The sequence below is a fragment of the Pseudomonas koreensis genome, assembly GCF_012986595.1.
GTDB classification, from domain to species: domain Bacteria; phylum Pseudomonadota; class Gammaproteobacteria; order Pseudomonadales; family Pseudomonadaceae; genus Aquipseudomonas; species Aquipseudomonas koreensis.
Genome location: NZ_JAAQYM010000007.1, coordinates 433,363 through 445,232 on the forward strand (window position 1 = coordinate 433,363; position 11,870 = coordinate 445,232).

Below are 11,870 nucleotides of genomic sequence, written 5' to 3' on the forward strand. Positions count from 1 at the left end.
CTCACTCCTACAGTTAAAGCAATTCACCGACCATGACCGAGTATTGAAGATGACCGACACCCCGCATTTCCCGCTCTCCGCCGTGGTCGGCGCCGATGACCTGAAACTCGCCCTCTACCTCACCGCCATCGACCCGAAAATCGGTGGTGTGCTGATCGAAGGCCCGCGCGGCATGGCCAAATCGACCCTGGCCCGTGGCCTCGCCGATCTGCTGGCGAGCGGTCAGTTCGTCACGCTGCCGCTGGGCGCCACCGAAGAGCGTCTGGTCGGCACCCTCGATCTCGACGCCGCGCTGAGTGAAGGGCGTGCGCAGTTTTCCCCCGGCGTGCTGGCCAAGGCCGACGGCGGCGTGCTGTATGTCGATGAAGTGAACCTGCTGCCCGATCATCTGGTCGATCTGCTGCTCGATGTGGCAGCCAGCGGAACCAACCTGATCGAGCGCGACGGCATCTCCCATCGGCATTCGGCGCGTTTCGTATTGATCGGCACGATGAACCCGGAAGAGGGTGAACTGCGTCCGCAACTGCTCGACCGTTTCGGCCTGAACGTGGCCCTTAGCGGTCACACCGCGCCGGCCGAACGCGGGCAGATCATCCGCCGCCGACTTGACTTCGATAGCGAGCCGCAGGCGTTCTGCGCGCAGTGGGAAGCACAGCAGCAAGCGCTGCGTGAGCGTTGCGAGCAGGCGCGCACTGCCTTGCCGAGCATTCCACTGGATGACGATGCATTGGCGCTGATTACCGAGCGGTGCTTTGCGGCTGGCGTCGATGGCTTGCGTGCCGATCTGGTCTGGCTGCGCGCCGCCCGTGCTCACGCAGCCTGGCGCGGCGCCGCAGCGATTGCCGAGCAGGACATCGACGCGGTGGCTGAGTTTGCCCTGCGTCACCGCCGTCGTGAATTGCCGTCGTCCAGTCCTCAGTCCCCCGCGCCGAACTCGGCCAATACCCAGGCTGAAACGAGCGAAGGGCAGGGGCAGTGGGGCGACATGCCTGCCCCGGCGCTGGCTACTGGCGCACGCCGCGAAGTGCCGAGCTGGCCAAAAAAGTAACCGGCATTCGTCCCCGATCCGACGCGGGGGCGAATGCCAGACCCCGCGCCGGACGACTCGACCACGGACGCCAGGGCAAGCGCCACGCCGCGCGCAGCGGTTCGGTGAACTGGCCGGGGACGCTGCTTAACGGACGGCCGCAGACACGCGAGGACTTGCAGTTCCAACTGCGCACGCGTTCCCCCCATGAACTGTGGTTGGTGATCGTCGATGCATCGGCCTCCACCCGCCGGCATCAGGCGCTGAGTGATGCCAAGGGCTTACTCGCGCAATTGTTCGATGACGCCTATCGACAGCGCGCCCGTCTGGCCTTGCTGACCGCCAGCGGCAACGCGCCGAAATGGCAGGTGCAGGGCTTGAAGGCGTCGAGTGGCTTGCGCACCTGGCTGGAGGCATTGGGCGCGGGGGGCGGCACGCCGTTGGTGGCGGCGTTGGCCCAGGCGCAGCAATGGCTGGCGCAGCGGCAAAAGCGCTTTCCGGCCGAGCAGCAGCGCGTGCTGCTGGTGACCGATGGGCGCTTGAAAGCCTTGCCGCCGATGGCGCCGCTGGAATGCCCGGGGTTGTTGATCGACATCGAGCGTGGGCCGATCCGCCTGGCGCGGGCGCGGGAATTGGCGGCGGCGCTGAATGCGGACTATCGGCATATTGATGATGTGTGATGCCTGCACTGGCAATGGCATCCCCAAGGTTTCAGATCAACCTGTCAATCCTGCATCAACCCTCTATGCTCCACGCCAGCCCCATCACAAGGAGTGAATCATGCGGGTACTGGTCGCCAACCCTCAGGACGATTTTCGCGTCAAAGCCTACGCCGGCACCAACGGCGTGCTGCTGGCCATGGACCTTGCCGAACCCCGGCGCAAAGGCCTGCTTGGCTTTGCCATCGAGAAGCAGCAGGGCGACAAACCCTGGTTGTTCCTGTTCAACAGCCTGACGTTTCCCGGCAAGGCTCACACCTTTCCCCAATATCACGCGACGCCCAGCGATAAGGCGCCGTTGCAGAAATTCCGCTGGGCCGATTACGCGGTCAATCCGGGGACCACGATGCACTATCGCGTGCACCTGGCCTACGGCACGGCGGATGCGCCGCAACTGGGCGAGTCCCTGGCGCTGAGCATCACCTCCGATGATGGTCATCCGGCCAACCAGAGCGTGACTTTCAACCGCGCCGTGGCCGCCAGTCAGGCCTTCCAGCGCAAGTTTCCCGACCTCGACGCACAGATCAGCGCGAACAAGAACCTGCCGATCGAAGCCTGGCCCGACGCGGCTCGGCTGTGGCTGGAGAACGGCCTGCTGGAGCGCTTGCTCGGCTACATCGAGCGCGCAGTGGACGCCCAATGGGCGCTGGATATCGCGATTTACGAGTATCAGTTGCAAGCGATTGTCGATGCAGTGAATGCGGCATACGCCCGAGGGGTTCAGGTGCGCGTGCTGTATCACGCCCAGCCTGATGATTCCGATACGACTTTGAACGAAACGAACCTTGCCAACTTGCCGGCGGCAAACAAACGCGGGCGGGTCACCCACAACATCTTCCACGACAAATTCATTGTTCTCAGCCGTGTCGATGGCGTTGGTCAGCGGCAACCGGAGGCGGTGCTGTGCGGCAGTACCAATTTCACTGCCAATGGCGTGTATCGCCAGGCCAACGTGGTGCATACGCTCGACGACGTGACGATTGCCACGCGTTATTTGCAAACCTTCGAAGAAGTCTGGGCCAACCCTGCCGACGTCGCTGCGACGCGCTGCTGGATCACCGAGCACAATCCGATGGACCCGACGCAGCAGCTGTTTGCCGGGTTCTCGCCACGCAGCGGCGGTGCCGATTTGCGCGAGTTTACCGAGATCATCGAGGCGGCCAAAAAGGATGTGTTATTCGTCACGGCGTTCAGCCTGCCGGATGCGATTCTCAACTCTCTGCTCGGTAAACCGCATGACGACATCTTGCGCTACGGCCTGCAAAACACCGCCAGCCGCATCACTGGATTTCACGCGGATCGTACGGCTGAATTCGCCGCCACGGCCTTGCTCAACACCGGGCTGGAAGGCTGGCTGAAGGAAAACATGAAAGGCCAGAAGGGCAATCTGCTGGTGCACACCAAAGCGGTGATCACCGATTTCACCACCGATGCGCCGACCATCATCAGCGGCAGCCACAACCTCAGCAGCTCGGCCAGTAGCGGCAATGACGAAAACTTTCTGATCATTCGGGGCGACACCGACCTGGCCGACCGCTATGGCCTGGAATTGCTGCGCTTCTATGAGCATTACCGGTTTCGTTATTTCGCGAAAAAACTGGCGCTGAAGCAGGTGAGTCCGCTGGCCGTGGATGACAGTTGGACCAACGATTATTACGTGGAGGGGGATTTGCGCCAGTTGTCGCGGTTGCGTTTTGCCGGGCGATGACAGCAACTGTAGGATCTGCCGAAGGCTGCGATCTTTTGATCTTGATCGTAAAAAAACAAAGTCAAAAGATCGCAGCCTGCGGCAGCTCCTACAGGGGCGGTGGCCAGTCGATACAGATTTTGAAATGATTTGCCGCTGTAGAAAATGTGCCTTGAGCCTGTACGCTCCAAGGCCATTTTTCATTCAGGATTTGCATGAACACCCTCTCGGAGCCTCCCAGTCGTACTTTCTCCTCGCGCCATGGCGCGGTCTTGACGCACTCGCAGCATCCGGTCTTCCGACTTCCGACTATCGTTGACAACGCGGCCTCAGCGCCTTCGCGTTGCGCTTTGCCGTGTCCGGCAGCCTGAATTCACTGACGAGAGATCGAGATATTTTATGGAATGGTTAGCGGATCCCACGGCCTGGTTAGGCTTGTTGACTCTGATCGTGCTGGAACTGGTGCTGGGTATCGACAACCTGGTGTTCATCGCGATCCTGGCGGACAAACTGCCGCCGCATCAGCGCGATCGCGCGCGGATTATCGGCCTGTCGCTGGCGCTGATCATGCGCCTGGGCCTGTTGGCGAGTATTTCCTGGCTGGTCACCCTCACGCAGCCGTTGTTCGAGGTGTTCGACAAGAGCTTCTCCGGCCGTGACCTGATCATGCTGTTCGGTGGTGTGTTCCTGTTGTTCAAGGCCACCATGGAATTGCATGAGCGGCTTGAGGGGCATGTCGGCCAGCGCTCGAGCAACACCGCTTACGCGCTGTTCTGGCCGATCGTGGCGCAGATTGTCGTGCTCGACGCGGTGTTCTCGCTGGACGCGGTCATTACCGCAGTCGGCATGGTGGATGAACTGGCGGTGATGATGATCGCGGTGATCATTTCCATCGGTCTGATGATCGTGGCCAGCAAGCCGCTGACCCGTTTCGTCAATGCCCACCCGACGGTGATCATGCTCTGTCTGGGCTTCCTGATGATGATCGGTTTTGCCCTGACCGCCGAAGGCCTGGGCTTCCACATCCCGAAAGGCTATCTGTACGCGGCGATTGGTTTCTCGATTCTGATCGAGGTGTTCAACCAGATCGCCCGGGCCCGGCGCAAACGTTCGATGCAAGGCCTGCGACCCATACGGGAGCGCACGGCCCACGCGGTGATGCGTCTGCTGGGCGGGCGCAAGCTGGAGGTGGAGGAGGTCGGCGAGGAAATCTCCGACCTGCTGGATGACGGCGAAGCACCGAGTGCGGAGCTGTTCGACCGCCGCGAGCGAGTGATGATCAGTGGCGTGCTGCAATTGGCGGAACGTCCGATTCGGAACTTGATGACCGTACGTGCCGATGTCGACACCATCGATCTGGCCGACGACGCCGAGACGATTCGCACAAAATTGATGCACTCGTCGTATTCGCGTCTGCCGCTGATTCGCGACGGCGCGGTGGATGAACCGCTGGGCTTCGTGCACAAGAAGGAATTGCTCAAGGAGTATCTGGCCGGTACCGAGCCGAACCTGGAGCACTTGGCGCGCAAGACCATCAACCTGCTCGACAGTTATTCGATCCTCAATGCGCTGGAACAGATGCGCGCGGCCTCGACCCATATCGCCTTCGTGGTCAACGAGTTCGGTGACTTTGTCGGCGTGCTGACCATGACCGACATCCTTGAATCGATTGCCGGCGAATTGCCCGATGCCAGCGAAATCGAAGGTCCGGATGTGATCGAAGAGCAGGGCGGCTTTGTGGTCAGCGGCGCGTTGAACCTGACGCGTGTTCGCCAGCGCACTGGATTTGGCGCCGAACCGACCGAGGACTATCAAACCTTGGCCGGACTGGTGATGAGCCTGCTGGATCGCTTGCCGATGATTGGCGACCGGCTGCAGTACGCAGGTTGGCAAGTGACCGTCAAAGACGTTGAGGAACGACGGGTGACGCGGGTGTTGCTGGTGCGCGATCCCGCTTGAATACGGATCTCCCCCTGTAGGAGCTGCGGCACGCTGCGATCTTTTGATTCTGTTTTTTAAGACCCAAAGATCGCAACGTGCCGCAGCGCCTACATCGATATCGCGTGGTGTCGAAGTAACCGAGCGCGCGGGACGGTGCAAAGGTTACGAAAAGTGCGACGAAGCCATCCCAGGTCATGTCGTGGTTTCTGCACCACTACCGGTGCCCTGGTACCGCCAATATGCCGGGCAAAGTCCGCCGCCAGTGTTTCCTCCGTGCCAATTCCCTTGAGCTTTTTCACCAGCCTGCCGTCTTTGTAGAACAGCACTGTCGGCGTGCCAGTCACCAGCGGATGACGCGGCGACTGGCTGGTGTTGAGCATGTAGATATTCGCCCGCAGCCGATACGGCTCGGCGATCTCACGAAACACAGGCCCGGCCCATTCGCAGGCGGGGCAGTGTTCGTTGGCGAAGTACAGGATCACCGGGCGCCAGGTTTTCAGGGCTTTGCGGTAGGTGTCAGGCAGGTCTGAAGCGCGAGTTGTCGAACTCATGGGAGCCTCCTTGAAAAAGCACTGTTAGCGCTGCCGACGCTAATCCCAAGAGTGGCTTTTCTCTACTGTCAGAGTTGACAGTAGCGCATGCGCTTTTTCGGTGGGCGCGCACTCAAATGTGGCCCGTGTACCCGAGCGGTGTGGCCCACGGTAGCGCTTGATAAAACTCACTGCGAGTTACACCTGCGCAACATTTTTCGCATCCTGTTGATTCCAAAAACATTTCAACCCCCTACAGATTCCCTGCGTTTCCTGTGGCACACTTTCTGCTGTCTATTCCGTAGTAACAAACCGTGTTCCGGTATAGCGGAATAAACATCATCGTGGAGTGCTTGCCATGCATCGCCGTCCTTCGTTGTTCAAAGCGTGTGTTTTTGTTCTTGCGGCTTCGTCCGCTGTCATGGGTATGGCCCAGGCAGCCGACAGCAAGCTCGACAGTGTTCTGGCCCGGGGCAAGCTGATTGTCGGTACCGGCAGCACTAATGCGCCATGGCACTTCCAGGGCGCCGACGGCAAGTTGCAGGGTTTTGATATCGACATCGCCAGGATGGTGGCCAAGGGGCTGTTCAATGACCCGAACAAAGTCGAGTTCGTGGTGCAGTCGTCCGATGCGCGGATTCCCAATCTGCTGACCGACAAAGTCGACATGAGCTGCCAGTTCATCACCGTCACCGCCAGCCGTGCGCAGCAAGTGGCGTTCACCTTGCCGTACTACCGCGAAGGCGTCGGCCTGCTGCTGCCGGCCAACAGCAAGTACAAGGAAATCGAAGACCTGAAGGCCGCTGGCGACAGCGTCACCGTGGCGGTGCTGCAAAACGTGTATGCCGAAGAATTGGTGCACCAGGCCTTGCCCAAAGCCAAGGTCGATCAGTACGACAGCGTCGACCTGATGTATCAGGCGGTGAACTCCGGCCGCGCCGATGCCGCCGCCACCGATCAGTCATCGGTCAAATACCTGATGGTGCAGAACCCTGGCCGCTACCGCAGCCCGACTTACGCCTGGAGCCCGCAGACCTACGCCTGCGCAGTCAAACGCGGCGATCAGGACTGGCTGAACTTCGTCAACACCACCCTGCATGAAGCCATGACCGGCGTCGAGTTTCCGACCTATGCCGCTTCGTTCAAGCAATGGTTCGGTGTCGATCTGCCGTCGCCGGCCATCGGTTTCCCAGTCGAATTCAAATGATCCCGTGAGAGCGGGGCGCCTGAATCGCCCCGCTCAAGGTACTGCTGACCATGAACTATCAGTTGAACTTTGCCGCCGTGTGGCGCGATTTCGACACCTTGCTGGCGGGGCTCGGTCTGGGCCTTGAACTGGCGCTGGTATCGATCGCCATCGGCTGCGTGATCGGCCTGCTGATGGCGTTTGCCTTGCTGTCGAAGCATCGCGCCTTGCGGGTGCTGGCTTCGGTGTACGTCACGGTGGTGCGCAACACGCCGATTCTGGTGTTGATTCTGTTGATCTACTTTGCCTTGCCAAGCCTGGGGATCCGCCTGGACAAGATCCCCTCGTTCATCATTACGTTGTCGCTGTATGCCGGGGCCTATCTGACCGAAGTGTTCCGTGGTGGTTTGCTGAGCATCCCCAAAGGCCAGCGTGAAGCGGGGTTGGCGATCGGTCTCGGTGAATGGCAAGTCAAGGCCTACGTCACCGTGCCGGTGATGTTGCGCAATGTGTTGCCGGCGCTGTCGAACAACTTCATTTCGCTGTTCAAGGACACCTCGCTGGCCGCCGCGATCGCGGTGCCGGAGCTGACGTATTACGCGCGCAAGATCAACGTCGAGAGCTACCGGGTGATTGAAACCTGGCTGGTGACCACGGCGTTGTATGTCGCGGCCTGTTACCTCATTGCCATGCTGCTGCGTTACCTCGAGCAGCGTCTGGCGATTCGCCGATAGGAGGCTGCGATGTACGAATCTCCCAGTTGGTTGCATGAATTATGGGTGGCCCGCGAGACGTTGCTGCAGGGTTTCCTGACCAGCGTGCAGGTGTCGGCACTAGCGATTCTGTTCGGCACGTTGCTAGGCGTTGTCACCGGTCTGGTGCTGACTTACGGCAAATTCTGGATGCGCGCGCCGTTCCGCTTTTACGTCGACCTGATTCGCGGCACGCCGGTGTTTGTGCTGGTGCTGGCCTGCTTTTATATGGCGCCGGCGCTGGGTTGGCAGATCAGCGCATTTCAGGCCGGTGCATTGGGCCTGACGCTGTTCTGCGGCTCGCACGTTGCCGAGATTGTGCGCGGGGCCTTGCAGGCACTGCCACGCGGGCAGATGGAAGCGAGCAAGGCAATCGGTCTGACGTTTTATCAGTCCCTCGGTTACGTGCTGCTGCCACAGGCACTGCGGCAGATCCTGCCGACGTGGGTCAACTCGTCCACCGAAATCGTCAAGGCATCGACCTTGCTCTCGGTGATCGGCGTCGCCGAATTGCTGCTCAGCACCCAACAGATCATCGCCCGGACCTTCATGACTCTGGAGTTCTACCTGTTCGCCGGTTTTCTGTTTTTCGTCATCAACTACGGCATCGAATTACTCGGCCGGCACATTGAAAAGCGGGTGGCCCTGCCATGACTCAAGCTCAAGTTTCCAACGTTCAGAACGACCAGCCGCTGCTGGACATCCGTGGCCTGCACAAGCAGTACGGTGCAGTCGAAGTGCTCAAGGGCGTCGACCTGAGCATGCAGCGCGGCAACGTCGTGACGTTGATCGGCTCCAGCGGCTCGGGCAAGACCACGCTGCTGCGCTGCGTGAACATGCTCGAAGAATTCCAGGGCGGGCAGATCCTGCTCGACGGCGAGTCCATCGGCTACGACGAAGTCGGTGGCAAGCGCGTGCGTCACGCCGAAAAAGTCATCGCCCGCCATCGCGCAATGACCGGCATGGCCTTCCAGCAATTCAATCTGTTCCCGCACCTGAGCGCGTTGCAGAACGTCACCCTGGGGCTGCTCAAGGTGAAGAAGATGCACAAGGACGAAGCCGTGGTGCTGGCCGAGAAATGGCTGGAACGCGTCGGCCTGCTGGAACGGCGCAATCACTTTCCCGGGCAGTTGTCCGGCGGTCAGCAACAGCGCGTGGCGATTGCCCGGGCGATCGCGATGAACCCGAGCCTGATGCTGTTCGACGAAGTCACCTCGGCCCTCGATCCGGAGCTGGTCGGCGAAGTGCTCAACGTGATCAAGGGCCTGGCCGAAGACGGCATGACCATGTTGCTGGTGACCCACGAGATGCGCTTTGCCTTTGAGGTTTCGGACAAGATCGTTTTCATGAATCAGGGGCGGATCGAAGAGCAGGGGCCTCCCAAGGAACTGTTCGAACGCCCGCAATCGCCGCGCCTGGCTGAGTTTCTCAAAAGCACGCGGTTTTAATTTTTTGCTTTGTAATCAGGAGAAGTACCCATGAGCATTACCCGTTACGGCACCGGCAGCACCGCCGCCGGCGGCCAGCCCCGTCCATTCGCTCGCGCCGTTGAAGCGGATGGCTGGCTGCACGTGTCCGGCCAGGTGCCGGCGGTGGATGGCGAGATCATCGTTGGCGGCATCGTCGAGCAAACTCACCAAACCATGAAAAACCTGATCGCGATTCTCGAAGAGGCCGGTTATGGCCTGGAAGACGTGGTGCGGGCCGGGGTGTGGCTGGACGATCCGCGGGATTTCAGCAGCTTCAACAAGGTCTTCGGCGAATACTTCAAACCTGAACACGCCCCGGCACGGGCCTGTGTGCAGGCGAGCATGATGGTCGATTGCAAAGTCGAGATCGATTGCATCGCCTACAAGAAAAAGGCCTGATTCTCGCTGGCTCTTGTAGGAGCTGCCGAAGGCTGCGATCTTTTGGCAATTTTGGATGCACCACAAAGGCAAGATCAAAAGATCGCAGCCTGCGGCAGCTCCTGCAGAGGAATTTTGAGTGAGTACTGACATGACCGAAGACACCATCAAACGCCGGGCCCGCGGTCTTGATCGGGCGTTCGATATTCTCGATTTCCTCAAGGAAATCGGCCAGCCGCTGCGCCCCAACGACATCGCCAACGGCATCGGCAGCCCGAAATCCACGGTCTACGAACTGGTTGCGTCGCTGCTCGAACGACGGATTCTGGAACCGGTGGGCAAGGATGGGCACGTCTATCTCGGTCGCCAGTTGTACTTCCTCGGGCAGGCGCATCTGCGTCATTTCGACCTCAGTCGCGAGGCCGATCACGCCTTGCAAGAGATCGTCAGCCAGACCCGGGAAACCGCGCAGATGTGCCTGCTCAACGGGCGCAAATACACGGTGGCGCTGATGAAGGAGGGCGAGCGGCATTTCCGCATTTCTTCCGACATCGGCGAAAACGCGCCGATCCCGTGGACCGCTTCCGGGCGCCTGCTGCTGGCGCACCTTAGCGATCAACAGATCATCGACCTGATCGACGAAGACGACTACATCCTGCCCGACGGCGAACGCCTGCCGCTGGAGCGCTTTCTGGCGGAGATCCGTCAGGCCGGCATCGACGGCTTCTTCTCGTTCGACAGCGTCGCCGACACCTTCACCCATTGCTTCGCCGCGCCGGTCAAAGATCCCGGCGGCGTTGCCATTTGCACCCTGTGCATCGTCGCCCCACGGGCCGATGCGAAGAACAATTACGACGACTATCGCCGAGTGCTGATCGACAGCGCCAACAGCCTCGCCCGGCGAATCAACGAATAACCGCGGCTGCCTGCCGGCCGCGACAGTGAGGAGTTCGACCATGACGACTGCCATCAATTCTGCTGTGGAAAAGGGCGACGCCGCCATCGGCGCGCATCTGGTGCGTGACGTCAGCCTGCCGGCGCTGGTGCTGCACCGCGAGGCGCTGGAGCACAACATTCGCTGGATGCAGAAGTTCGTCAGCGACAGCGGCGCGGAGCTGGCGCCCCACGGCAAGACCAGCATGACCCCGGCCCTGTTCAAGCGTCAGCTCGACGCCGGGGCCTGGGGCGTCACCCTCGCCAGCGCCACGCAGACCCGCGCCGCGTATGCCCACGGCGTGCGCCGGGTGTTGATGGCCAACCAACTGGTCGGCACGCCGAACATGGCGCTGATTGCCGATCTGCTGGCGGACCCGGCGTTCGAGTTCTATTGCATGGTCGATCACCCGGACAACGTTGCCGACCTTGGCGCCTACTTCGCCTCGTGCGGGGTCAAGTTGAACGTGATGATCGAGTACGGCGTGGTCGGCGGCCGTTGCGGTTGCCGCAGCGAGCAGGAAGTCATCGAACTGGCCAAGGCGATCAACGCGCAACCGGCGCTGGCCCTGACGGGTATCGAAGGCTACGAAGGGGTGATCCACGGCGATCACGCCGTCAGCGGCATTCGCGAATTTGCCGCGTCGCTGGTGCGCCTGGCGGTGCAACTGCAAGACAGCGGCGCATTCGCCATTCCCAAGCCGATCATTACCGCCTCTGGTTCGGCGTGGTACGACCTGATCGCCGAGTCGTTCGAAACACAGAACGCGAGCGGACGCTTCCTCAGCGTGCTGCGCCCGGGCAGTTATGTGGCCCACGACCATGGCATCTACAAGGAAGCGCAGTGCTGCGTGCTTGATCGTCGCAGCGACCTGCATGAAGGCCTGCGCCCGGCGCTGGAAGTCTGGGCGCATGTGCAATCGCTGCCGCAGCCGGGGTTTGCGGTGATCGCCCTCGGCAAGCGCGACGTGGCGTTCGACGCCGGACTGCCGGTGCCGTTGCTGCGCTACAAGGCCGGTGTGCTGCCGGCGCTGGGCGACGATGTCGGTGCTTGCAAGGTCACGGCGGTGATGGACCAGCACGCGTTCATGACCGTGGCGCCGGGGGTTGAGCTGCGGGTGGGCGATATCATTTCCTTCGGCACTTCGCACCCGTGCCTGACGTTCGACAAGTGGCGGGTGGGGTTGCTGGTGGATGAGCAGTTGACGGTGGTCGAGAGCATGGAGACCTGTTTCTAAGGTCCGATAC

The 11,870-nt window shown here is 60.9% G+C and carries 12 protein-coding genes; 11 read left to right on the forward strand and 1 reads right to left on the reverse strand.

Going from position 1 to position 11,870, the window contains the following annotated elements:
- Positions 1 to 49 precede the first annotated feature (49 nt).
- From HBN98_RS23000 to HBN98_RS23015, 4 genes are all read left to right on the forward strand, one after another.
- Complete coding sequence (locus HBN98_RS23000; protein WP_083368953.1) at positions 50 to 1,048, forward strand: magnesium chelatase ATPase subunit I; 999 nt, start codon at positions 50 to 52, stop codon at positions 1,046 to 1,048.
- Positions 976 to 1,707: a vWA domain-containing protein gene (locus HBN98_RS23005; RefSeq protein ID WP_229755041.1), complete on the forward strand. Its 732-nt coding sequence runs from the start codon at positions 976 to 978 to the stop codon at positions 1,705 to 1,707. The genes HBN98_RS23000 and HBN98_RS23005 overlap by 73 nt, the downstream gene beginning before the upstream one ends.
- Before the next feature lie 100 nt (positions 1,708 to 1,807).
- Positions 1,808 to 3,454 (forward strand): phospholipase D-like domain-containing protein, encoded by a 1,647-nt coding sequence (locus tag HBN98_RS23010; protein ID WP_083368955.1) that lies wholly within the window; start codon positions 1,808 to 1,810, stop codon positions 3,452 to 3,454.
- Between the two features lie 378 nt (positions 3,455 to 3,832).
- Positions 3,833 to 5,392: a TerC family protein gene (locus tag HBN98_RS23015; protein WP_083368956.1), complete on the forward strand. Its 1,560-nt coding sequence runs from the start codon at positions 3,833 to 3,835 to the stop codon at positions 5,390 to 5,392.
- Between the two features lie 89 nt (positions 5,393 to 5,481).
- Here the strand turns inward: HBN98_RS23015 and HBN98_RS23020 are convergent, their stop codons facing one another.
- On the reverse strand, positions 5,482 to 5,925 hold the full coding sequence (locus tag HBN98_RS23020) for a thioredoxin family protein (protein WP_083368957.1): 444 nt from the start codon (positions 5,923 to 5,925) through the stop codon (positions 5,482 to 5,484).
- A 337-nt stretch (positions 5,926 to 6,262) separates the two neighbouring features.
- Between HBN98_RS23020 and HBN98_RS23025 the strand changes: the two genes are divergently transcribed.
- The 7 genes from HBN98_RS23025 (at position 6,263) to HBN98_RS23055 (ending at position 11,860) form a co-directional block, all read left to right on the forward strand.
- Positions 6,263 to 7,111, forward strand: coding sequence for a transporter substrate-binding domain-containing protein (locus HBN98_RS23025; RefSeq protein ID WP_083368958.1), 849 nt, complete (start codon positions 6,263 to 6,265; stop codon positions 7,109 to 7,111).
- 50 nt (positions 7,112 to 7,161) lie between these two features.
- Positions 7,162 to 7,824 carry an amino acid ABC transporter permease gene (locus tag HBN98_RS23030; RefSeq protein WP_003225455.1) on the forward strand — a complete coding sequence of 221 codons (663 nt, stop codon included), beginning with the start codon at positions 7,162 to 7,164 and terminating at the stop codon, positions 7,822 to 7,824.
- 9 nt (positions 7,825 to 7,833) lie between these two features.
- Positions 7,834 to 8,496: an amino acid ABC transporter permease gene (locus HBN98_RS23035; protein WP_083368959.1), complete on the forward strand. Its 663-nt coding sequence runs from the start codon at positions 7,834 to 7,836 to the stop codon at positions 8,494 to 8,496.
- Positions 8,493 to 9,290, forward strand: a complete 798-nt coding sequence (locus HBN98_RS23040) for an amino acid ABC transporter ATP-binding protein (protein ID WP_064587724.1) — start codon at positions 8,493 to 8,495, stop codon at positions 9,288 to 9,290. Before HBN98_RS23035 ends, HBN98_RS23040 begins: the two co-directional genes overlap by 4 nt.
- A 30-nt stretch (positions 9,291 to 9,320) precedes the next feature.
- Positions 9,321 to 9,710: a RidA family protein gene (locus HBN98_RS23045; protein WP_007912330.1), complete on the forward strand. Its 390-nt coding sequence runs from the start codon at positions 9,321 to 9,323 to the stop codon at positions 9,708 to 9,710.
- Positions 9,711 to 9,840: 130 nt separating this feature from the next.
- Positions 9,841 to 10,605: an IclR family transcriptional regulator gene (locus HBN98_RS23050; protein ID WP_083368960.1), complete on the forward strand. Its 765-nt coding sequence runs from the start codon at positions 9,841 to 9,843 to the stop codon at positions 10,603 to 10,605.
- Between the two features lie 40 nt (positions 10,606 to 10,645).
- Positions 10,646 to 11,860: an amino acid deaminase gene (locus HBN98_RS23055; protein ID WP_083368961.1), complete on the forward strand. Its 1,215-nt coding sequence runs from the start codon at positions 10,646 to 10,648 to the stop codon at positions 11,858 to 11,860.
- The last annotated feature ends 10 nt before the right edge of the window (positions 11,861 to 11,870 follow it).

Bases quoted from the DNA above. Each gene is read 5' to 3' on its own strand.
- HBN98_RS23000 (WP_083368953.1), top strand. From the start codon at position 50: ATGACCGACACCCCGCATTTCCCGCTCTCCGCCGTGGTCGGCGCCGAT.
- HBN98_RS23010 (WP_083368955.1), top strand. From the start codon at position 1,808: ATGCGGGTACTGGTCGCCAACCCTCAGGACGATTTTCGCGTCAAAGCC.
- HBN98_RS23015 (WP_083368956.1), top strand. From the start codon at position 3,833: ATGGAATGGTTAGCGGATCCCACGGCCTGGTTAGGCTTGTTGACTCTG.
- HBN98_RS23020 (WP_083368957.1), bottom strand. From the start codon at position 5,925: ATGAGTTCGACAACTCGCGCTTCAGACCTGCCTGACACCTACCGCAAA.
- HBN98_RS23025 (WP_083368958.1), top strand. From the start codon at position 6,263: ATGCATCGCCGTCCTTCGTTGTTCAAAGCGTGTGTTTTTGTTCTTGCG.
- HBN98_RS23030 (WP_003225455.1), top strand. From the start codon at position 7,162: ATGAACTATCAGTTGAACTTTGCCGCCGTGTGGCGCGATTTCGACACC.
- HBN98_RS23035 (WP_083368959.1), top strand. From the start codon at position 7,834: ATGTACGAATCTCCCAGTTGGTTGCATGAATTATGGGTGGCCCGCGAG.
- HBN98_RS23040 (WP_064587724.1), top strand. From the start codon at position 8,493: ATGACTCAAGCTCAAGTTTCCAACGTTCAGAACGACCAGCCGCTGCTG.
- HBN98_RS23045 (WP_007912330.1), top strand. From the start codon at position 9,321: ATGAGCATTACCCGTTACGGCACCGGCAGCACCGCCGCCGGCGGCCAG.
- HBN98_RS23050 (WP_083368960.1), top strand. From the start codon at position 9,841: ATGACCGAAGACACCATCAAACGCCGGGCCCGCGGTCTTGATCGGGCG.
- HBN98_RS23055 (WP_083368961.1), top strand. From the start codon at position 10,646: ATGACGACTGCCATCAATTCTGCTGTGGAAAAGGGCGACGCCGCCATC.